The sequence below is a fragment of the Mycobacterium vicinigordonae genome (genome assembly GCF_013466425.1).
In the GTDB taxonomy this organism is placed as follows: Bacteria; Actinomycetota; Actinomycetes; order Mycobacteriales; family Mycobacteriaceae; genus Mycobacterium; species Mycobacterium vicinigordonae.
In genome coordinates this window covers 32,557-53,008 of record NZ_CP059165.1, presented here as the reverse complement: position 1 = coordinate 53,008, position 20,452 = coordinate 32,557, and the positions used below count along the sequence as shown (strand labels likewise).

At 66.9% G+C, this 20,452-nt stretch carries 20 protein-coding genes and 1 pseudogene; 7 read left to right on the top strand and 14 right to left on the bottom strand.

Translation table 11 applies throughout. The features are described from left to right. Positions 1–12: 12 nt before the first annotated feature. On the bottom strand, positions 13–621 hold the full coding sequence (locus tag H0P51_RS00255) for a YqgE/AlgH family protein (protein ID WP_180918634.1): 609 nt from the start codon (positions 619–621) through the stop codon (positions 13–15). Between the two features lie 100 nt (positions 622–721). On the opposite strand from H0P51_RS00255, the gene H0P51_RS00250 reads away from it, so the two are divergent. Together H0P51_RS00250 and H0P51_RS00245 are read left to right on the top strand one after the other, a co-directional pair. Next, positions 722–2,047, top strand: a complete 1,326-nt coding sequence (locus H0P51_RS00250; protein ID WP_180918633.1) for an MFS transporter — start codon at positions 722–724, stop codon at positions 2,045–2,047. A 10-nt stretch (positions 2,048–2,057) separates the two neighbouring features. Beyond that, positions 2,058–2,831, top strand: a complete 774-nt coding sequence (locus tag H0P51_RS00245; RefSeq protein ID WP_180916080.1) for a TIGR03084 family metal-binding protein — start codon at positions 2,058–2,060, stop codon at positions 2,829–2,831. A 50-nt stretch (positions 2,832–2,881) separates the two neighbouring features. Here the strand turns inward: H0P51_RS00245 and H0P51_RS00240 are convergent, their stop codons facing one another. The 6 genes and pseudogenes from H0P51_RS00240 to H0P51_RS00220 all read right to left on the bottom strand — a co-directional run bounded on the left by H0P51_RS00240 (position 2,882) and on the right by H0P51_RS00220 (position 11,014). Continuing rightward, complete coding sequence (locus H0P51_RS00240) at positions 2,882–4,057, bottom strand: PPE domain-containing protein (RefSeq protein WP_180916079.1); 1,176 nt, start codon at positions 4,055–4,057, stop codon at positions 2,882–2,884. A gap of 8 nt (positions 4,058–4,065) precedes the next feature. After that, positions 4,066–4,371 carry a PE domain-containing protein gene (locus tag H0P51_RS00235; RefSeq protein WP_180916078.1) on the bottom strand — a complete coding sequence of 102 codons (306 nt, stop codon included), beginning with the start codon at positions 4,369–4,371 and terminating at the stop codon, positions 4,066–4,068. 90 nt (positions 4,372–4,461) lie between these two features. Further along, on the bottom strand, positions 4,462–8,442 hold the full coding sequence (eccCa, locus tag H0P51_RS28805; protein WP_281373842.1) for a type VII secretion protein EccCa: 3,981 nt from the start codon (positions 8,440–8,442) through the stop codon (positions 4,462–4,464). 37 nt (positions 8,443–8,479) lie between these two features. Further along, positions 8,480–9,412: pseudogene (gene eccB / locus H0P51_RS28800) on the bottom strand (type VII secretion protein EccB); the annotation flags it as partial. 21 nt (positions 9,413–9,433) lie between these two features. Further along, positions 9,434–9,772: a DUF2710 family protein gene (locus H0P51_RS00225; protein ID WP_180918632.1), complete on the bottom strand. Its 339-nt coding sequence runs from the start codon at positions 9,770–9,772 to the stop codon at positions 9,434–9,436. A 33-nt stretch (positions 9,773–9,805) separates the two neighbouring features. Beyond that, positions 9,806–11,014 (bottom strand): DUF5631 domain-containing protein, encoded by a 1,209-nt coding sequence (locus tag H0P51_RS00220; protein ID WP_180916076.1) that lies wholly within the window; start codon positions 11,012–11,014, stop codon positions 9,806–9,808. Between the two features lie 91 nt (positions 11,015–11,105). Between H0P51_RS00220 and H0P51_RS00215 the strand changes: the two genes are divergently transcribed. Then, entirely contained in the window at positions 11,106–11,249 is a 144-nt protein-coding gene (locus tag H0P51_RS00215; RefSeq protein WP_180916075.1) for a hypothetical protein, read from the top strand. On the opposite strand, the gene H0P51_RS00210 is transcribed toward H0P51_RS00215, so the two are convergent. The 6 genes from H0P51_RS00210 to H0P51_RS00185 are packed head-to-tail and all read right to left on the bottom strand — an operon-like array spanning position 11,246 to position 15,426. Then, the gene (locus tag H0P51_RS00210; RefSeq protein ID WP_180916074.1) at positions 11,246–11,557 is read right to left on the bottom strand and encodes a DUF2694 family protein; all 312 of its coding nucleotides are present in this window, start codon (positions 11,555–11,557) and stop codon (positions 11,246–11,248) included. The two genes, H0P51_RS00215 and H0P51_RS00210, sit on opposite strands and share 4 nt — an antisense overlap. Before the next feature lie 10 nt (positions 11,558–11,567). Beyond that, a complete protein-coding gene (locus H0P51_RS00205) occupies positions 11,568–11,885 on the bottom strand; it encodes an ESX-1 secretion-associated protein (RefSeq protein ID WP_180916073.1) in 318 nt (105 codons plus the stop codon). 57 nt (positions 11,886–11,942) lie between these two features. Beyond that, entirely contained in the window at positions 11,943–13,382 is a 1,440-nt protein-coding gene (locus H0P51_RS00200) for a DUF4226 domain-containing protein (RefSeq protein WP_180916072.1), read from the bottom strand. Positions 13,383–13,420: 38 nt separating this feature from the next. Next, a complete protein-coding gene (locus tag H0P51_RS00195; protein WP_180916071.1) occupies positions 13,421–13,783 on the bottom strand; it encodes a DUF4226 domain-containing protein in 363 nt (120 codons plus the stop codon). 42 nt (positions 13,784–13,825) lie between these two features. After that, positions 13,826–14,632: a C40 family peptidase gene (locus H0P51_RS00190; protein ID WP_180916070.1), complete on the bottom strand. Its 807-nt coding sequence runs from the start codon at positions 14,630–14,632 to the stop codon at positions 13,826–13,828. Then, positions 14,629–15,426 (bottom strand): helix-turn-helix domain-containing protein, encoded by a 798-nt coding sequence (locus H0P51_RS00185; protein ID WP_180916069.1) that lies wholly within the window; start codon positions 15,424–15,426, stop codon positions 14,629–14,631. Before H0P51_RS00185 ends, H0P51_RS00190 begins: the two co-directional genes overlap by 4 nt. A gap of 142 nt (positions 15,427–15,568) precedes the next feature. On the opposite strand from H0P51_RS00185, the gene H0P51_RS00180 reads away from it, so the two are divergent. From H0P51_RS00180 to H0P51_RS00165, 4 genes are all read left to right on the top strand, one after another. Further along, the gene (locus H0P51_RS00180) at positions 15,569–15,985 is read left to right on the top strand and encodes a WhiB family transcriptional regulator (protein WP_180916068.1); all 417 of its coding nucleotides are present in this window, start codon (positions 15,569–15,571) and stop codon (positions 15,983–15,985) included. 103 nt (positions 15,986–16,088) lie between these two features. Next, a complete protein-coding gene (locus tag H0P51_RS00175; RefSeq protein WP_180916067.1) occupies positions 16,089–17,471 on the top strand; it encodes an acyl-CoA dehydrogenase family protein in 1,383 nt (460 codons plus the stop codon). A gap of 26 nt (positions 17,472–17,497) precedes the next feature. Continuing rightward, positions 17,498–18,484, top strand: a complete 987-nt coding sequence (locus H0P51_RS00170) for a pirin family protein (protein ID WP_180916066.1) — start codon at positions 17,498–17,500, stop codon at positions 18,482–18,484. Beyond that, entirely contained in the window at positions 18,481–18,822 is a 342-nt protein-coding gene (locus H0P51_RS00165; protein ID WP_180916065.1) for a GNAT family N-acetyltransferase, read from the top strand. The genes H0P51_RS00170 and H0P51_RS00165 overlap by 4 nt, the downstream gene beginning before the upstream one ends. Positions 18,823–18,832: 10 nt before the next feature. On the opposite strand, the gene H0P51_RS00160 is transcribed toward H0P51_RS00165, so the two are convergent. Beyond that, on the bottom strand, positions 18,833–20,335 hold the full coding sequence (locus H0P51_RS00160; RefSeq protein ID WP_180916064.1) for a PPE family protein: 1,503 nt from the start codon (positions 20,333–20,335) through the stop codon (positions 18,833–18,835). Positions 20,336–20,452: the final 117 nt, after the last annotated feature.

Here is a 20,452-nt window from a genome sequence, read left to right as displayed (position 1 = left end):
CGCGCTGGCCGACTAATTCCGGCTGAGGTCGATCGGGTGGGTGGCCAGCAGCGAAAGCGGCAGCGGTTGGCGCCGCAACACCTGCCCCCAGAGGTCGGCACGCGGCGGCGTCAGGACGTCGGAGGGCAACGCCGACAACACAATCCAGTCGTCGCGCTCGATCTCGCCCTCGAGCTGGCCGATGGTCCACCCGGAGTAGCCCGCGAAGATCCGCAAACCTTCGACCGCGGGTGCGATTAGGTCGGGGTCGGCGTCCAGGTCGACCATCGCCATGCGACCGGCGACGTGACGCAGACCCGGCACCCCGTCGGCCTCGGCGCCGACTCGCAGCACGGCCAGGCACAGGGCGGCGTCGCGCTTGACCGGTCCGCCGATGAACATCGTCTTGGGCTTCGCCGCCAGTTTGGCCCACTGCGGCAGCACGTTGTAGACCGCGGTTTCGCTGGACCGATTGAGCACCACGCCCAGCGTGCCACCCTCGTTGTGCTCGACGATGTAGATGACACTGCGCCGAAACGTCGGCTCCAGCAGGTCGGTGTTGGCCAGCAGCAGGGTGCCCGCACGCACCCGATGGGCGGCCGGAGCGGCATAGTCCTCAGGATCTTCGTGCTGCGCCACCAGAACATCATCGCACCCACCACCGGATCGCCAATGCATACAACCGCTATGGGCGAAGATTTGTACTGTATTGAGACGGCGCGGAGCCGATCCAGCCTTGCCTGTGCCGATTGTGGAAGTGAGTTCAGTGATTCGCACCCGGATGCAGGCAAGCGCACCCGTTGAACTTTGGCGGTCGGTGCGCGCCCTGCCCGATTTCTGGCGACTTCTGCAACTGCGAATGGCCAGTCAGTTCGGCGACGGACTCTTCCAGGCGGGACTGGCCGGGGCGTTGCTGTTCAACCCCGATCGAGCCGCCGACCCGATGGCGATTGCACGCGCTTTCGCGGTGCTGTTCCTGCCGTACTCACTGCTAGGGCCCTTTGCTGGTGCATTGATGGACCGGTGGGACCGGCGCCTGGTGCTGGTCGGCGCCAATGTTGGGCGGTTGTGCTTCATCGCCGCGATCGGCGCCATCCTGGCGGTCGGCGCCGGCGACATGGTCCTGTTGTTTACCGCGTTGCTGGCCAACGGTTTAGCGCGTTTTGTGTCGGCCTGCATGTCCGCATCGCTGCCGCATGTGGTGCCGCGCGAGAGTGTGGTGACGATGAATTCGGTGGCGACGGCCTCGGGTGCCGTCGCGGCCTTCCTCGGCGCTAACTTCATGTTGCTGCCGCGTTGGCTCGGCGGCGGCGGCGATCAGGGGGCCGCGGTGGTCATCTTCACCGCGCTGATCCCTGTGTCGCTGGCGTTGCTGTTGTCGCTGCGGTTTGCCCCGCGGGTGCTCGGCCCAGACCACACCAAGCGCGCGATCCACGGCTCGGCCGTCTACGCCGTGGTCACCGGATGGTTGCACGGTGTGCGGACGGTCGTCCAACGCCCCACTGTGGCGGCCGCGCTGTCTGGTCTTGCGGCGCACCGCATGGTCGTCGGCATCAACTCACTGGTGATCCTGCTGCTGGTCCACCACATGAAGGACGCCGATATCGAGGGGCTGGGAACCGCGCTGCTGTTCTTCGCCGCCACCGGTCTGGGGGCATTTCTGTCCAATGTGCTGACCCCCGTTCTGGTCCGTCGCTGGGGGCGGTACGCCACCGCCAACGGCGCTTTGGTGGCAGCAGCAGTCATCCAGACTGGCGGGGCGACGCTGTTGCTGCCGGTGATGGTGGCATGCGGGTTTCTGCTTGGGGCCGCCGGGCAGGTGGTCAAGCTGTGCGCCGATTCGGCGATGCAAATCGACGTCGATGACGCGCTGCGCGGCCACGTGTTCGCGGTACAGGACGCCTTGTTCTGGGTGTCGTTCATCGCCGCGGTTACGGTGGCGGCGGCGTTCATTCCCGGCGACGGGCGCGCCCCGCTGTTCGTGTTGTTGGGCTCGTTGATTTATCTGGCCGGGTTGCTGGCGCACGGTGTCGTTGGCCGGCGGCGCCAACCCGCGGCTGTTGTTTAAGGAGGTTTCCATGGCTGGTCCCGGACCGTTCGTCGCCGACCTGCGCGACGAGAGCGACGAGCTCGACGCCTTGGTGGCGCCGCTAGCGCCGCAGCAGTGGGCGGAGCCGACGCCCGCGCCGGGCTGGACCATCGCACACCAGATCGGCCACCTGCTGTGGACCGATCGGGTTTCGCTGCTCTCGATCACCGACGAGAGTGGCTTCGCTGAGGTCCTGGCCGGCGCGGCCGCCGACCCCCTCGGTTTCGTCGACGCGGGTGCCGAAGACCTCGCGGCCGTGCCGCCGCAGGAACTCCTCGCTGACTGGCGCGACACCCGCGGTCGACTGCACGATGCACTGCTCACTGTTCCCGATGGCCGCAAGCTGCCGTGGTTCGGGCCGCCGATGAGCGCAACGTCGATGGCCACCGCGAGGCTGATGGAGACCTGGGCGCATGGACTCGACGTCGCCGACGCGCTAGGTGTTACGCGGACGCCCACCGACCGGCTGCGGTCGATCGCCCATATCGGGGTGCGGGCCCGCGACTACGCGTATGCCGTCAACAACCTGGCACCGCCGAGCGAGCCGTTCTACGTCGAGCTGCGCGGCCCGGGCGGCGATACCTGGTCCTGGGGACCGGCACACGCCGCGCAGCGCGTCACCGGCTCCGCGGAGGACTTCTGTTTCCTGGTCACCCAGCGACGACCCTTGGCGGCGCTGGACGTGACCGCGGTGGGGGACGATGCGCAGCGCTGGTTGGGAATCGCACAGGCCTTCGCGGGCCCGCCCGGCCCCGGGCGCTGAGTCCCAACGACCCCCGGGTGAGGCATGTGCTCGAAGTCGTTGACGATGTCCTAGGCGGGCCGATCACCGTCAAATTGAACGCGAGCCCGGGCCACGTCTTTCTCGGATTCATGGCCGCTCCCACTGCGCGCCAGCATTCCGGTCGGCGTCATTGGCATCGGCGCGCCACCGGTGGACACTGTGGGCCCCCGCACCTCAGCAGCGTTGAGCATGCTGGCGCGCAGACTGGCCGCCCGGCCACCCTCGGCTTCGAAGCTGCTGGTGGGGCGGGTGTAGCTGGTCATCCCGGCGCCGGGAAACCCACCGGCACCACCACCCAAGGATGCGCCACCGCCACCCGCGACGCCCCCCGCAGCCACCACCGGTTCGGCGGCAGCGGCCACGGCATTGGGCGCACCGGTCGACGGGAACATGCCTCCCAGGGACTGCATAAAACTCTGCGGCATGCTAGTGAGCCCATGCACCGCCTGCATCGGCGCCTGCGTCATCTCCTTGAGCGGGCCGGTAACGCCAGACACCATTTGCATCGGTTCCTGCATTAGCGAACTGAGTTGGCCAGTTGCCTCGGCGGGGGAGGAGGTGGTCTGCCCAGCGGTCTGTGAAACCTGCGTGGACGCCTGCACCGCATCGCGCATGCCCGTCTGGGCGGCGGCCTGCGCGACCGCCTCAGCCGCTGCGGCGGGTGCCGCCGGGGAGGCGCCCGTCGGCGCGACGGGCGGTGGAACACCGAGCAACCCGATCAGGGCCGTCAGCGCTCCCGAGTACGTCCAGCCCGCCCGCGAGTTGTGCGGCCAATGCTCTCCGAAATACTCCAGATCCCGCTCGACTATCCCGGGGGTGTTCTGGCCGAGGAAGTTGGTGGCGTTCAGCACAGTCCACTCGTCTCGGTTCGTCTGGGACACCACCGACGGGATCACCGAGGACCGGGCGATCATGAACGCCTCGACGGCGGCCTGGGTGACGTTGATCTTCTCGGCGGTCCAGCCGACCAGCGTTTGCAGCCCGGCGTTGAGGCCGGTCGCCGCGACCGTCGAAGCGACCGAACTCACGCCCTGCCAGTGTGCTGCCGTAACGAACGTGTTGATCTGCGACAGGCCGGCCGACAGCTCGTTGTTCGCGGTCTCGGTGACCCACACCACGTTGTTGGCGAGAACGGACGCAGGCGATCCCGCCTCGAAGATCGCCGCGACGACTTCGGGCGGGCCTGTCCACCTGGGGTCGGCCATCCGCGGTCCTAAAGTCCCACCGCGCCCGCGTTGGAGCCCTCTGCGGCGACGGCGGTGGCCGACGCTAGACCTTGCGCGCCGGAGAACCCTGCGCGCTGCCCGACGTGCTCGGCGGCCGTCGCCAGGTAGGCGGCGCCCGCCGCGTTTAGCGCCGTCGCGAATTCAATCGAATCGGCGTCCATCGCCATTGGCAGCACTCCGGTGAGCGCGGCCGCGCCGGCCGCCGTCGTGGCCGCCATCTCCTCGCTGATGCCCGCCTCCGCGGCCGCCGACAAGTCGACGGCTCCCGGAACTACGTCGAACAGTCCAACCATCCGTACCTCCCAAATCGATCGCGCAACGGGCTCGAACTGCGAGCCAGCGCTGAGTTGGTGAGTCTAAGGTGACGTACGCTACCTGTCGATTCACGCCTGTGAGTCCGCGACCAGCACACCTTCCATCACCCCGTCGCTGGTGACCAGCAGGCCTCGCCCAGGCGGCAGCTGCTGGGCACTGGTCCTGCCGAAGACCTTCACCGCCGCAGGATCGTTGTCCATGAATAGCGTGGGAGCACGCGAACCGGTCATCTTCTGCAAGAACGGGCTCGTGACCGACACGCCCGCCCAGTTGCCGGGCAGCCGCGACGCGATCACGTGCAGACCGATCTCCCGGCCGCGCTCGAGCAGCCCCCACAGCGGCGCCGTCGCGGCGGCCTTGCCGACCACACCGTGCGGCCGCAGCTCTTGTTCGTCGTCGATCAACACGAAGTGATGCGGGCCGTCCCAGCTGCGCCGGCGCAGCAGCTCCTCCTGACTGAGCCCTGACGGTGGCAACCGGTCGCGCATCAACTGCGCCAGCTCGGCGAGCACAGCGTCGATGTCGTCGGCTGTGTAGGCGTAGGCCCGCACGTGGTCACCCTGGATCTTCCCAATCAGCGAAGTCTTGGGATCGATGATGGTGATCTGCGCCTCGTCGGGGGTGCAGCGGGCGACAATCATCTGCCCGAAGGTCGCCAATGTAGTTGTCTTTCCGCATGACTGGCGCCCAACAACCAGCATGTGCGGCAGCACGCGGGTGGGCAGCGCGGCGGGCTGTAGCGCGGTTTCCCCGATTGCGAAGGGGATGTTGAGCGGATCGGCGTGTCCGGGAGTCTCCGCGAACGCTGCGGCCACCTCGGCCAACGGCATTCGTTCCGGTAGTCGGGCCAAGCTCTCCACCCTGCCGGTGCCGGTCAGCTGGGCGATAAGTACGCCGATATCGCGGGTCGCCACCCGTTGGCCATCGACTCCGATCACCTCCGGCATCCCGACCAACAGTTCGTGCCCGTCTCGGGTCAGCCCGAAGCCGGGCCGGTCTAAGGTGTTGCGCGCCGCCTTCTTTCGCTCGAAGCCCGCACCCATCTGGGTTTCGTCTGGGTTGCTCAGCCGCAGCTGAATTCGTGCGTTGGAGACGTTCACCAGTTGCTGCTTCTGGCCCACCAGCCACGCCGTCGCGGTGGTCATCACGTGCACCCCGTACGACAACCCTTGGCGTGCAATCGCGATGGCACGGTCACCCATCGCGGCGTCCTTGTCGTAGAGGTCGCTAAAGTTGTCGATGACCAGGAAGACATCCCCGAACTTGTCGTCCGGATCGGTGCCCGCTTGATACGCATCGCCTTGCGAGGTGTCCAGCCCAAACCGCCGCTCACGGAATTCAGAGATATCGATCTGGTACCTCTTGAACGACGCCTCCCGGGCCAGGACCAGCCCCTCGATCGAGGCGATGGTGCGCGAAACTCCTTCTCGATCAGTCGGACTGACCACCGATGCCACGTGTGGCAGCTCTTCGATCGGGAACAGCGACGCGCCGATGCAAAAGAAGGTCACGCGTTCCGGCCGGTACATCAGCGCTGCTGACGCCATCAGTGTCATCAACGTGGTGGACTTGCCGCGCTGGGCCGTCGCGACAACCATGATGTTGTCCATCTCGGCGTTGATCGCATGCACCCGCTGGTCGTGCTCCTCGGGGATATCCACTATGCCGATCGGGAACACCAGGCCGGGGTTATGGCCGTAGTCGTCGTCCCACGGCCTGCCACGCCACCGCGACACCAGCGCGTCCACCGTCTCGCTGACTTCTAATGGCGGCAACCAGATTTGGTGTGGTGGCCGCGCAGGAAGGGAGACCAGCGACTCCCTTATCACGTCGACGAGCTTCTTCTTGCGGAAGCCGTCGGAGTGAAACAGGAATTCGTCAGGTTCCTCGGGTTCGTCAGCCACTGCCAGTGCGGCGCTATCGGATTCACTCAACGGCTGAAACGCCGAGGTGTAGGCGCGCGGCTGGGAAAAGCTCATGGCAACGGTCGTTTCCACATTGAGTGTCCGCTTGGGCACCACGAACGGGGCCGACACGTAGAAGCATCGGAACTGCTCGAGGTCGCGCGGCCCGATCTTCAGTAGGCCGTAGCCGTTCTCCTGCGACGGCAGATGCAATGCGGCGTCGCTGCCGATCACGTCGCGGGAATCCTCCGCCGTCTCGGCGCGCAGAGCAACACGAAAGGCAATGTTGCTCTTCACTTTACTCAGCGACGACAGATCCAGCCGCTGTCCGCCAAGAGTGAAGAACACGTTGCAGCCGCGGCCTTCCTGCCCAATGTGAATCACCAGGTCGATCCACTCCGGGTGGTGGATGAACAACTCGAGGTACTCGTCGATAATCACCAGCAGGATCGGGACGGGTTCCAGATCACGCCCGGCCAGCCGCATCTCCTCGTACTCGTTGGCGTCGCGAGCACCAGCGTCCTTGAAAAGCCGGTACCGACGGGCGATCTCGCCGTTGATGGCCTTGCGCATCCGCTCGGCCAGGTGGCGTTCGTCTTTGCCCAGATTCGACAATGAGCCGGCAACGTGCGGAAACCCTTGCAAGTCTTGGGCAGCCGATTCGAACTTCATGTCGACGAAGATCACGATGAATGTATCCGGCGCGTGGGTCAGCGCGATGCCGCTGCACAGCGACAGGAAGTATTCGGACTTGCCGGACCCGGACGTGCCGATCACCACCGAGTGAAATCCGTACCCGCCAAAGTCTTTGGCCCGCAGGATCACGTATTGCAGCTCGCCGCCCTGCTTGACGCCGACGGGCACCATTGCCCAGTTCGGGTCACCCCGACCTCGGCTTTCGGCCCAGAGTTTATCGACATCGAGTTCACGTGGATCGATGATACCCAGCGCGCGCAGCAGTTCCCCACCCTGACTGTCGGTTTCGGACAGTGCGGCCGCGCTCATCGGTGACCAGCGGGCCAGGGCCCGCGCGTAGCGGTTGGCGGTGCAATCCGCCAGCATGTCGGCCGCTGCATAGAAGGTGTCGCGATGTACGAGTCTGCCCTGGTTGAGCGAAAACCGTTGCGCTGGTTCGGTGAATCCGACGCCTAAGCCGGCACGGGTGGCTAACCGCAGGACGGTGATGCCAGCCATGCCCTTCTGCCCAGTCACCCCTTCCCACTGCTCCGGAGTACCGGCGCTGTCGTCGACTATCACCCAGTGCGGACCCAGCGCCGTACCGGAAGTAGATTCGATTGGTGACGGCATGGACGTCGGGCTGCCTCCCACCGGCGGCGTCCACGGTCCGCGACCCTTGCGGTGCAGTTCGGCGTCGAGTGCGTCTTCGAGTTCGGTAGGGGAGGCGAAGACCAGCCGACGCAGCCCGCACGCATCGAACATCTCATCATGTTGGTTGTGCGGCAACCACACCAGCCATTGCCAGAGCTCCGGATGGCGGGTGACCACCATCAGCTTGAGGTCATGCGGGCTGTGGTAGACGGCCAGCGAGCACAATATCGCTCGCGCCAGACCGTGCAGTTCGTCCGGGTTGTCGCCGATGAAGCTGAATCCCGGCTTGGACCGTAGGTTAAGTACCTTGCCGATGCCGCGGATCTTGCTCTGTTCCAAGATGAAATCCCGCAGCGCTCCACCGGTTACCGGCTCGAGTTCCTCGCCGACCGGAACGTCGGGCCACTGCAGCGAGACGGCGGATTCACTGGCCTGCTGCATCCCGATACCCAACCGGACATCGAGGAAGTCCGAATCGGTGGGGCGCCGCTCCCACATGCGTGGGCCGCCGATGACGGTGTCGAGGTGCTGCGGATCGGCATGCACGAACAGCTGGCTGCGGCGTTGCTCCCCGGCGGCGCGCTGTATTTCCTCACGGTCCTCGTCGAGCTGACGAAGGTAACTTCGGCGCAGCTTTTCCTGTTCACCCCAACTGATTCGGCGGCCGCGACCGAACCGTCCACCGAACATCAGTGCGCCGAACCCAACGAGGCCGATCATCGGGAAGAACCCCGACTGCAGCGACCGAACACCGGACGCGTACATCACCACTAGGGTGCCGACGATTCCGATCAGCAGAGCGGGCAGCGCGATCATCAACAAGATGTTGCGCGGCTCGCGTTCCGGCAGTGCCAACGGCGCGGCTACCGCGACTCGTACCGGCGGGACATTTGCGCAGCAGGTCGGCGACGAAGGCGCTGATCCTCTGCACCCCGCCCGGCAGCAGTACGTAGAAGCCGTTGACCGCGCCGCCGGCGTCACGGGATTCCAGCACGGTGCCCACCCTGCCGCCATCCAACCAGCGCGACGGTGTACCAGACTCTGGAATCTGCGGCAGCACAATCGGTTCCGTCGACGGCATCGCGTCGAAGAGTGCGTTGGACATCTCGATCGGATAGGTCACCCCGGCGTCCAGACCGAGGTTGAATGTCACCGAGCGGTCGGTCGGGTCGATGCGGGACCGCTGCCCTCCCCAAATCACGTAGCTGGCGCCCCGATGGGTCGCCAGAACGGCCTGCGTCGGCGCCATCGCCGCAGCCCTGTCGAGCGGTGCGAGGGGTCCGGCGATAGCGGTCACGACCGGAGACGTCGCACCGCCACGACCGCTTGGCTGTGTGTCACAGACCGCCCACGCGGACACCGTGCTGGCGGTCACCTGCAGACTGTCCGGCACACCCGGTATGCCGATCATGGGGCCGGTCGGGTACTTGGCGATCTCGGCGGCGGTCACCCACGTGGGTGCCGCGGCATTGCCGACCGCCAGCCGCGCCGACGTTAGGTTCAATGCGGGGTAGAGCCGCCCGTTGATTCGGGCGTACACGGCCCCAGTGTCACGGTTTCCAACCACGGCCGACTGTGCGACCAACCCAGCGGGCTTCATGATGTGCAACAGCGCCATCCAGCCCACCCCGAGCAGCACGAGCACCATCGACAACACCACTGCGGCCTGCTGCTTGCGGTCGTCGTGCTTCATTCGCACCGAGAACCGGGTGATCGCCGCACGTAATCGCCTGTTGTAGAACAGATGCCCCGAATTCTGGTCCCGGTTGGACAGATTGAGTGGCACTGATCGTTCTCCTTCGGGGCATCACTGCAGCTGGCCGCCGTACCGTGCCTGGTTGTCGGCTTCGGCCTCGTCGCGCAACGCTGCGATCGCGAGGTTGAGTCTGTCGGCCAGCTCGCTGTGGGCATAGCCGTCCATCACGTCCGGATGCAACGTCAACTCGAGCAACCGACCGTCGGCATTCGCGACAGCGAAGACATCCCCCAGGTCCACGCTGTAGGTGACGGTCTCGGCCTGCGCGACGAGTGCCTCCCACCTGTCGGCTGCTTCGCTCAGTTCACGAAGAACCGATTCGACGAGGGCCTCGTCGTCGGCGGCGCTGCGGTTGCTGAGTTCGCCGCGACGACCCGACCCCGACACCAGGACAGTATGTCGATGGCCCCGACCAGCGTCAATTCAACGTTCGGCCTGCTCACCGGACTTCGGTCCGGTCAATTTCCGGAACCAGGCGAAGTGGTAGTTCGCCGAAATGGTGTCACCGGCAACGCTTCGCTCGGTGGCGGCCAACAGCATGCAATTGAGAAGCTGGGCCGGATCGGGCTCGGGATAGTGGGCCAGCAGCTGGTAGCGGGCGGTATCCAGGTGCACGCGCAGCAAATCCACTTCCTGGTCGACGAGATCGGTACCAGCAGCGGCCGCCTTGGCCAGCGTGTTCACCAGCCGTGGCAGCCCATCCCGCCAATGCGTCGCTGCGCCGAGCTCCCAGCCCAGGTCATCGACGGGCGGCAGCTGGAATGGTTGCAGCGACTCTGGAGTTGCCGGCACGTCGGACGAGAGCTTGGACGGATCGCCTGGAGCGTAGGTCAGCGCCCGTGTCGTCGTCCCCAGCAACTCCGCCGCACGTCCGGTCCGGCGGTCGGGCTCCAACAGTCGCACGCCCTCGGGGACGGCGATCCCCGGGGGGATCCAACCATGTGCGAGGTCAGTGACCAGGACAGTCGTCCCGTCCGCACGCTCGCCGACCGCCCACCCCAGCCGTGGCTCCTGCCGGGCCACGTACGCCAGCAGAGCGTGCAACCTGTGCTCGTGGTCTGTGACCCGGTCGGCTTCGGCACTTTCGGGCGCTTGGGGCGGCGCCTCCGGTTGCGCCGGAGCTGAGGGCACCGGCCGGTCCCGCACGGAGGGCAACACCCGGGTGCTGGCGGTGTCAATCTCATCGGCTGGCTCGTCGCGGACGGCGGGGATCACCTGGGTCTTGTCGATATCCGTGTGGCCGGCCTCGCCCGACGGTTGGCGGTCAGTGAACGCGTGGCCGCTAACGCCGCGCAGTTGACGCAAGGTCGACTCGACTCGTCGCTGCGCCAGTGCTCGAGCTTCGCCGATCAATCGGGCCTCGGCGGCGCGCCGCTCCGCGAATGTCATTCCCGCGTGGCCCATTGATCTGAGGTCGACATTGGCGGTGTCGGCGATCCGTTGCAGGTCGGCCTTGAGATACGTTGCGAGCGATGCAGTTTCGGGTGAGGTGCGTGACAGCTCGGCGGGCCACAACTCACCGATCACCCAGGGGGTGCAATCCGGCGGGCCGCTGAAGGTGGGTACCGTGAGGGATTCCGCGGTTGCCCGGCGCAGGCGCTGGCGTGCCGTCACCCGACCGAAGATCCCCACCGGCTAAGCCTAGCGGTAGCTGCGGAGTGTTCGTTGCCCCGGATGCACACGGTGAATTGTGCCGGCGAGGTGGCCGAAGTACCGTACCTTCATGGCCGATTCTGCGTTGCAGCAGCAGCTCGACGAGGTGCGGGCGTTACTCGGTCGCGCACGAGAGTTGTTCGGCAACAACCCGATCGAGCCGCCGGTCGATATCGCGCCGGATCCCGACAGCGCGCGGATCTGGTTGCTCTAGCTCGCCGTCGGGCGTCTGCGCAGCTGATGTGTCAGCAGCTTCTCGATCGCGGCGTCGAGATGGTCGGCTGAGGGCACCTCGGCCGACGGCGTGTGCCCGGCGGCGAGGATCTCGTCGCGCACTTCCAGCAACGCCTTCAGGCACGAAACGTCGGCGGTCAGCAGGATTCCTTCGGCCAGCGTCTGGGCGTCGGTTTCCATGGCCGCCTCGCTCAGCGCGACGCTGTGCAGGTATCCGCCGCGGCAGGATCGAACCAGGATGTGCCCACTGGGGTGCACGGTGTCGAAGGCGGGATTGGCGTCTGTCATGCGCGACCCGTCATCGGTCGCCGTCGACGATTCCGCCGAGCATTCCCGCCGCCTCCTGTTCGTGCCGCTCCCAGGTCGCGGCGGAAATCTCGAGGTTCTGGGCGATTTCGGCGTGGTCGTCAGCCTGCTGTTCGTAGCAGCGCCGCCTGAATTCGAGCAGTTCGCGTCCGGCTTCGCGAAGCTCGCCGAAGATCGGGCCGAGCGAGTCCAGGCTGTCCTGGATGGCGGCGTGCGAGGACGGGATGGTCCGCAAGTGGTCGGAGGTCTGTTGGTGACGGGCAGCTGCGTCCCGCAGGTGCGCGGGCACCACATGGATCCGATCGGCCATCTGCTCCTCCTCTGCTGCTCGCCGGTCCGGTGGCCGGCGAGTTCTGTTTTTCTATGGCTAGCTGGTCAACGTCGCAGACGGCCGGGTAGGCGTCGGCGCCTCGCCGGCGGGCGGCGCGGTCTCCGGTGCGGGAGAGGCCGGCGCCGGCGGGTGCTCCCAGCCTAGAAAGCTGGGTCCGGTCACGGTCGCGATCTGCTGAATTTGGCCGTCGAGCAGTGCCTTGCTGCGGCCCAAGGCGAGGGCGTGCCGATCGGTGAAGATGCCGATGTCACCTGGCGTGAGCTGGGATAGGTCCACGGGGTGGGCGACCGCGGTACCGGGTTGCGGGATGGTGATTCCCTGCTGCTGGAACGCGTCGGGGATCGGTGTTCCGCTCGCGGCAGCCTTGATCGCTGCCGCCAGCTGCGGGCTGGCGGCAGTCACCGTCTCGCCGGTGGGGAGCGTCACCGTCGTCGGCCCCGCTGTCGCTTCGGGCTGACCCTGGTCCGCCGGGGGCTGGGGATCGTCTTGGTGGTCTGGATCGTCCTTGTTGGAGTCCTCATCGGCCGGCTTGCGCTCGCTCCGATCGGGTTCCTCGTCGAAGAGCCCGTCTCCGAGCCCGCCGTCATCGCGTCCGGGGGCACCGCCCGACAGGCCGGGCAGCGACAGACCGCTCGGTGTGCCCCAGCTGGGCAAGCCCGTGCCGGCGCCCGGCGCCGCCGCGCTCGCGGGTAGTCCGCCGCCGGAAGTCGCCGCGGGCATAGCAGCAGGTTCTTGCATCGGCGCTCCCGCCGGATCGTCGAAGAGCAGCGAGTCCAGCAGCGGGTCTGATCCCATGTCGGCGACGGCCGGCGTCGCCTGCTGGGCACCACCACCAGCCGCGTACGCGGGCGCCGCGTCCACCCGATCGCGGGGGGGTTCCTCCTTCGACGCGTTGTACAGCGACGTCCAAGCAGCCATGAGGGCAGATTTCGAGGTGTCGTCGAGGCCGGCGGTCGCGACCACGGCCCGGATGTCCCTGAGCTTGCCGATCAGGAACCGCTGGAAGTCGCGCGCGCCGGCCGGGGTATCCAGGTCCGATCGGGTGGCTACGGCGATCTCGATCTCCCGCTGCAACGACGCCAGCGCATCCTTGCCTTCGGTGGTCGTCAGGTGCGCGTTCAGGATGGCCGAGACGACCTGCAGATCCAGCTGGGAAGTCACCGAATTCTGGTGCGCCAGAGCGGCTTCTGCCTCGGCAATCGCGTTGGCGGCGTCGCCGTCCGCGCGGTCGGGCTGGGCGGGTGAGCGTGGCGGTGCAGGCACTCGGTCCGGTAGCGGTGCGGCAGGTTGGTCGAACACATCGGGATGCTGCCGGCGGATCCGGTCCAGCAGGGCGTCACGTACCTGGCCGGGTGTCGCGGGACTCAGAAAGTCGATCACCTCTTGCCCGGTCAACCCGGCCTTCCATGCGCTCGGGTCACCGGTGCGTGCCGCGATGAGCTGCATCGCATCGAAGACGTCCCTATCGGTCGCCATGCCGCGGGACAGTACCTACGGCCGCCCAACTCGGCAATTCACCCCGTGTGGATCGAGTATTGGTCTTGCAAGCCTTGCAGCACAGCACTTTTCGTACGGCTAACCTCGCGTGCGCTGGCCACCACGGCGGCGATCTCACGCTGCTTTGCGACCAGGAAACGCTGGAACTCGCGCGCACCCAGCGTCGTATCGCCGCCCGAACCGCCATGCTGCGGCACCGCGCGGTCGATCTCCGCCGCAATCGTCTCGAGCCGGCGGGCGCTATCTCGCACCGCCTGGTGTGCGCTAGTGAGGACGTCGGCCAACGTCCGGTCGGCATCGGCGATCGCACTGTGCTTTCTGGCCAGCGCCGCCTGGCGCTGCTGGATGGCCGCTACCGAAGACCCGGCTTGGTCCGACATGGCTCTAACCTTCTCATCCTGCCCAGTCGACTGGGCGTTGACTCACAGTGGCCGCCGGATCTGCACGTTGCCGCCCAGCGGGCTGATCCGCACGGACGCGCCCGAATATGGCGCTTCGACCACCAGGTTGTTGCCGATCGCCAGCTGCACGTGGCCCGCGTGCGGAAACACCAGGTCACCGGGTCGCACCTGCGATCGCGGCACCGGGACCCCGTCGTTGATCTGTTGGTACGTGGTGCGATCGAGGTGCACACCGGCCTGCGCGTAGGCCCATTGGACCAGCCCAGAGCAATCGAACTGATCGGGACCGGTCGCACCCCAGACATACGGCCGGCCCAGCCGCGAGAGCGCGGCGCGCACCGCGAGCCCGGCCCGCCCGCTCGGCAGTGGCAGTCGCCGTCCGCGGCGATGGTGCGTCATCCGATAACGCAGCGCGCGCAGCGCCGCAGCGTGGCGTCGCGAGCGACTCCGGGCGGACGTGACGTGCGCGCGTTGAGCACGCAACCGCGCCACCCGGCGACGCATCGCTTCCCGTTGCGCCAGCGGTGTCGTCGGCGTGGTGGCGGCATCGGCCTGAGCCTCGCCGAGAACGGCGCCGGTGACCTCGCGCGCGGCGGCGCGATCGCGATGGGCGCCGGCGAGCACGGCGGTTGCTGCTGCATCCGTTTGCGCGGCCGACGTCAGGGCCGTCCGGGCGCGGGTTGCGGTCCGTTGATAATGATGTTGTCCGACAACGGTATTCGACTCATCACTAAACACCCCGGTGCCCGCGTCCACACCGGGATTCGCACCCACGCCAACGAAAAGATCGTGGGCGCGGCGCAGGGCCTCGAGTTCGAGGCGGCTCACCGGTCATCCCCCGACTCTTCGGCGGACTCGAGGCTGGGCTCGGAACCGGGCGCGCGCTCCATCGCCTCGGTGAATGCGCGCACTCGCGGCATCGCCGCCGGAGGAATGACGCCCCGGTTGCGGATGTCCCAAACCTCGTCCCCGCCGACGCCGAGTAACGCGGCGATAACCGCATCTGGCAGCGACGACCGCGTACAGGCCCGGTCGAAGCGCGCACTCAGACTTGCTGGCATTCGCTGCAACAGGGCGCTGCGTGTTGCTTCGAGGGCCTGCAGATGCTCCATGAGGCGTCCGGCCGAATCGACGCTGGCGTTCACTGCGACCCGCCACGAGCTGGCGGCCAGCATCTCCGCCTTCACACACTGTGCGATCACAGACAGAATATACGTCTCATATTCGTTTGATGTCTTCGCTGGTAGGCGATCGATGACCGACCTGAGCGTCTCAAGCTGCGCCTCGGCGTATCCCTCCAGCACCTCGGTGTCGTCGTGCCTGTCTACGACGACCGGCCCCGGCCGCCGCGCGATACCGAGTTCGGGCGGTTGCGTCGCAAGCAAGCGCGCCAGTTCAGCGTTGGGATCGGCGGCGACCAACAATCGCGAGTAGGTGCCGGGGGGCAAGCCTAAACCGTTCTCAACTTTCTGAACTGTGCTTTTATGCGGCTTTCGGGCGCCGCGCTCCAGGTAGCTCAGCCCCATGATGCTCACCCCGGTGGCTGCCGCCAGGTCCGCGAGCGACCAGTCACGGGACTCGCGCAGCGCACGCATGGCCGCGCCGGCCGACTCACGGCTCACGGCTGGCTCCGGCCATACGCGGGATATTACACAGCGACTCTGACTCGCCTTCGGATATACGTTTTTGTCACGTTTCTCTTGCCTGTGGTGTCTGGGTGTGTATACGATTTCGCATACGTTTCGCTCGAAAGGAGATCGACTCATGGCAAACCCCTGCGCATCCAACCCAGAACTCTGGTTCGGTTATCCCGACGACGACGGCGGAGACGGCGCCGCCAAGGCCCGCGCCTACGAGCGGTCGGCGACCGAGGCACGGATTCAATGTCTGCGGCGGTGCCCGCTGGCTCAGCAGCGCATGTGCGCCCAGCGGGCGATCACCCATCGTGAGGAGTACGGGGTTTGGGCCGGCGTAAAGCTGCCAGGCGGCCAGTACCGAAAACGCGAACAACTCGCGCGGGCCCATGAGGAATTGCGCCGCATCGCCGCCGGCGAGATCAATGCCCGGCAGCTGCCGGAGAACACCGCGCTGCTGGCCCGGCACGAAAGCAGCACCGTGGCCGTCAGCGCGGCGGTGTTGCATCTCCCGCAGGCCCGGCTGGGTCCGCGCACGGCAGCCTGAGCCAGGCCTGACCGGCAACGCGGATTGTGCGACCGCGCGCCGGGTATACGGGGGTCATTGGTGGCCCCGCTCGGGCCGAGGCAGCGACCGCAAAGGCGTACCCATGACCTTCGACCTGACCCCCACGGCAGCCCAGCACGACTTGGCGCGGCGGACACACGAATTCACCGAAGAAGTGATCCGGCCCGTCGCCCTCGAGTACGACCAGCGCCAGGAGTTCCCCTGGCCCGTGCTGGAGGAGGCGGCGCAGCGCGGCTTCTACAGCCCGTTGTTCTACCGGGATCTGATCGGCGATCCCACCGGCATCTCGCTACCGATGTTCATGGAGGAGCTGTTCTGGGGTTGTGCGGGAATCGGTCTGGCGATCGTCATGCCTGCGTTGGCGCTGTCGGCGATCGGCCAGGCCGCCTCTCCGGAGCAGATGTTGGATTGGGCCCCTGAATGTTTCGGCACGCCAGGTGATCTCAAGCTCGCCGCGCTGGCGATCTCGGAACCCGAAGGCGGCAGCGACGTGCGCAATCTGCGAACCACTGCCCGCCGCGACGGCGACGACTGGATCATCGACGGCCACAAGATGTGGATCGGCAACGGCGGCATCGCCAACGTCCACGTCGTCAACGCCGTCGTCGACCAGGAACTCGGCCACCGCGGCCAGGCGCTGTTCGTGGTGCCTGGCGGCACACCGGGGTTGGAGTTGGTGCGCAAGCTCGACAAGTTGGGTTGCCGCGCTTCACACACCGCTGAATTGAAGTTCAACAACGTGCGGGTTCCGGGCGGCAACCTGCTGGGCGGCCAGGACAAGCTGGAGCACAAGTTGGCCAAGGCGCGGGAAGTGGTCGCCGGCGGCAAGAAATCCGGCTCGGCCACCCTGGGTACCTTCGAGCAGACCCGACCGATGGTCGCGGCGCAGGCAATCGGGATCGCCCGCGCCGCGCTGGAATACGCGACTGCCTACGCCACCGAACGGGAAGCCTTCGGCGGCCCCATCATCGACAACCAAGGCATCGCTTTTCCTCTGGCGGAATTGGCAACCCAGATCGATGCCGCCCGTCTCTTGACGTGGCGGGCATCCTGGATGGCGGCCAGCGGTGTCCCGTTCGAGCGGGGTGAGGGTTCGATGTCGAAGATGGCCGCCAGCGAAGTTGCGGTCAAAGCCACCGAGCGCGCCATTCAGACGATGGGCGGCTGGGGCTACATCACCGATCACCCGGTGGAAAAGTGGTATCGGGATGCCAAGCTGTACACCATCTTCGAAGGCACCAGCGAAATCCAGCGGATGGTGATCGCCAACGCGCTGGGTTCTAACGTCGACACCCCGCCATTGCACGTGACCATCGAGCCGAGCGGGGGTCCGTTGAACCGGATATTCGGCCGCGGGACGCCGTTGCGTTCACGCGCAGCCGACACCGCGCTGTCGCTGAAGGATCGGGTGCCCGAACCATTCATGCGGGTAGCGATGAAGGTACTGCGCCCACCGGGGCGCTGAGGGGCGCGGCGAGTAGGGTCGCGAGGGTGAGCAACCTGGAGGTGGAACCTTCCGAAGTCGCTTGTGGCGCTTCGCCGACGGCCGCCGTTTCCGAAGTGCTGCGGCCACGGGAGGTCCCGCTGGGTGGTCCGCGGGCGATCCGGGTGCAGCGCACGCTCCCACAGCGGCAACGCTCACTGATCGGGGCATGGTGCTTCATCGATCACTACGGACCCGCCGCCACTCAGATGGACGTCCCGCCGCACCCGCATACCGGATTACAAACCGTGAGTTGGCTGTTCGATGGCGAGGTTGAACATCGCGACAGTGCCGGCGTCCACGCAATGGTGCACCCGGGCGAGCTGAACCTGATGACCGCCGGCGCAGGCATCTGCCATTCCGAGGTGTCCACGCCCGGACGGGTTCTGCGCGGCGCGCAACTGTGGGTAGCGCTGCCGGATTCGGCACGCGACACCGGTCGCGCCTTCGCGCACTACCGGCCCGAAGAGACGCTGCTGCCCAGCGCGCGGCTCAAGGTGTTTCTCGGGGAGTTAGCCGGAAGCCGTTCTCCGGTAACGCCTTTCACGCCGTTACTGGGTGCACAAGTCGATCTCGACCCCGGAGCAGGGGTCGACCTCAGCGTCGACCCGGCATTCGAGCACGGCGTGCTGTGTGACGCGGGACCCGTACAGATGGGTGGGGTCACCCTGGCCGTCGCCGAGCTCGGGTACCAGGGCCCGGGACATCAAACACTGCACCTGCGCAGTGCGGGCGGCGCACCGGCTCGGGTTTTGCTGTTGGGCGGCGTCCCGTTCGGCGAACAGCTGGTGATGTGGTGGAACTTCGTCGGTCGCAGCCACGACGACATCGTCGCCTATCGTCAGTCATGGCAGGACGGCAACGACGGGCCCGCCGCGGACCGGTTCGGTGCCGTCGCGGGTTACCGGGGTCCGGTCACCCGCCTGCCGGCACCGCCCCTGCCCACCACCCGGCTGCTGCCCAGGCCGGCTGCCCAACCAGAGGAGCGCACATGACCACCGACAAAACCGGCGCGGTAACCACCGTGACGAAGGAGGACGACCGGTACAGCATCGACGTCGGCGGCCAGACCGTCGGCTTCGCCGATTTCGCCGACCGAGGCGAGCAGCGCATCTTCCACCACACCGAGATCGACCCGGACTTCGGCGGCCGCGGGCTCGCGACCATCCTGCTGGAGGAGGCGCTGCAGGCCACCCGCGCCGACGGCAAGCGCATCGTGCCGGTGTGCTCGATGGTGGTCACCGTGCTCAAGAAGCATCCCGAATACAACGACATCACTGATCCGGTCTCCGCCGAAGTTGTCGGATGGGTCAACGCGCGTCCCGGTCACTAAGCCGCCGAGACTATCCCCGCTCCTCCCAGGTGGTAGGCAGCATCGGCATGGTCGGCCCGCTACCGTATTCGTCGCCGTCCAGGGTGACCAAGCCAGTGGCGTCGGCGTCGCCGCTGGCAACGGTGCCACCAAATCCCATCGCGCCTGCGCCACGGCTCGATGCGGCGACCAGCGGTTCCTCGGGCGGTACGTCGGCGTCAGGGTCGTAGTCCAGGAACTCGTCGGCGTACTGATGCTCGGGCATTGTGGCCGCCCGCCGGCGCCGCGCTCGCCGCTTATCGCGTGCCGAAACCCCCGCCGCGGCGGCCGGAATTCCTTCCGCCGGGGCCTTCACGCCGGTCCGGTCACGGAAAGTGGGGGAGAACCCTTCGTCGGGTCCAATACCGGCTACAGCGTAGGGAATGGCCGGCGCCGCGGCCGCCGGAGCAGCCGAGGCCGGCGCGGCCCCCGCGCTGCCCGCAGCAGTGGTCACCGGAGCACCGGCCGGGCCAGCCACGGTGGGCGCCAGGGTGGCCATCGGGTAGTTCGAGGAGTGCGAGGACACCACCGGTGCCGTCGAAGCCCCCACCCCCTCGCCGTCGGGGACGGCGGCAGGTAACTGCTGCAGATACTGGTAACCAACCCCGATCACCACGCCCATCGTGATCGCGAGCAGCGGATCGAGCAGCAGCTGAGGGTAGGTCAGCGATGCTCCGATCCACGAGAAGACCTGGTAGGCAACCGCGAACAGGAACGGCCCCCAGGTGACCAAAGCCGCCTCCGGGTTGGTCAGGAAGTCGTTGATCAACTGGAAGCTGTTGCCGATCGGATTTTGCAGGAAGTTGATGATCGGCTGGAACACACTGTTGACGTAGTCGAGATACTGCTGCAGCAGCTGTGTGATGAGGTCGGCGAGGTTAAGTTGGCTACCTGAGTCGGCGGCCGGCGCGGCCGCAGCCAGCTGACTGGGTTCGGCGGCGAAATTCGCGGCGTCGGCCTTGACAACCGCGGGCGCCGGTGAGGTGGTGGGCACCGCCGCCGCCGACGACGTCGCGACAGCTTGATAGGTCCCCATGGTGGTGGCGGCCTGGATCCACATCCGGACGTAGTCGGCCTCGTTCAGCGCGATCGGAATCGTGTTGATACCAAAGAAATTCGTACCGACCAGCACCCCGTGGATGATGTGGTTAGCCGCTAGCTCCGGCAAGGTCGGCATCATCGCCAGCGCCGTCGTGTAGGCGGTCGCGGCGGCCTCGTGCTGAGCGGCCGCGGCCAGGCTCTTGGCCTGCGCGCCGGCCAACCACCCCAAGTAGGGAGCGTGTGCGGCGACGTACTCGGCGGCCGAGGGTCCCTCCCACGAACCCGACTGCACCGCACCCAGCACCCCGAGCAGCTCGGCTGCCGCCGAATCGTATTCCGCGGCAAGCGCCTGCCAGGCGCCCGCCGCGGCCAGCAGCGCACCCGGGCCGGGTCCCGCGGACAACAATGCGGAGTGCAACTCGGGCGGCGAGGCCATCCAAATCGGAGCCGTCATCCCGTCAGCCCCCCCTTAAGAAACCTAACGTCATCCAAAGCTCTCCTCCCCGTGCGTCGCCGCCGCAGCGGACGACACGATAGGCAGGTACCCAAGTTGGCGGGTAAGGGGTAAGTC

Coding starts and splice junctions, on each gene's coding strand:
- H0P51_RS00195 (WP_180916071.1), bottom strand. CDS start 13,783: ATGTCGGACCAAGCCGGGTCTTCGGTAGCGGCCATCCAGCAGCGCCAG.
- H0P51_RS00215 (WP_180916075.1), top strand. CDS start 11,106: ATGGCCGATTCTGCGTTGCAGCAGCAGCTCGACGAGGTGCGGGCGTTA.
- H0P51_RS00180 (WP_180916068.1), top strand. CDS start 15,569: ATGGCAAACCCCTGCGCATCCAACCCAGAACTCTGGTTCGGTTATCCC.
- H0P51_RS00245 (WP_180916080.1), top strand. CDS start 2,058: ATGGCTGGTCCCGGACCGTTCGTCGCCGACCTGCGCGACGAGAGCGAC.
- H0P51_RS00165 (WP_180916065.1), top strand. CDS start 18,481: ATGACCACCGACAAAACCGGCGCGGTAACCACCGTGACGAAGGAGGAC.
- H0P51_RS00200 (WP_180916072.1), bottom strand. CDS start 13,382: ATGGCGACCGATAGGGACGTCTTCGATGCGATGCAGCTCATCGCGGCA.
- H0P51_RS00240 (WP_180916079.1), bottom strand. CDS start 4,057: ATGGCCGACCCCAGGTGGACAGGCCCGCCCGAAGTCGTCGCGGCGATC.
- eccCa (WP_281373842.1), bottom strand. CDS start 8,442: ATGATCGCGCTGCCCGCTCTGCTGATCGGAATCGTCGGCACCCTAGTG.
- H0P51_RS00175 (WP_180916067.1), top strand. CDS start 16,089: ATGACCTTCGACCTGACCCCCACGGCAGCCCAGCACGACTTGGCGCGG.
- H0P51_RS00205 (WP_180916073.1), bottom strand. CDS start 11,885: ATGGCCGATCGGATCCATGTGGTGCCCGCGCACCTGCGGGACGCAGCT.
- H0P51_RS00235 (WP_180916078.1), bottom strand. CDS start 4,371: ATGGTTGGACTGTTCGACGTAGTTCCGGGAGCCGTCGACTTGTCGGCG.
- H0P51_RS00210 (WP_180916074.1), bottom strand. CDS start 11,557: ATGACAGACGCCAATCCCGCCTTCGACACCGTGCACCCCAGTGGGCAC.
- H0P51_RS00160 (WP_180916064.1), bottom strand. CDS start 20,335: ATGACGGCTCCGATTTGGATGGCCTCGCCGCCCGAGTTGCACTCCGCA.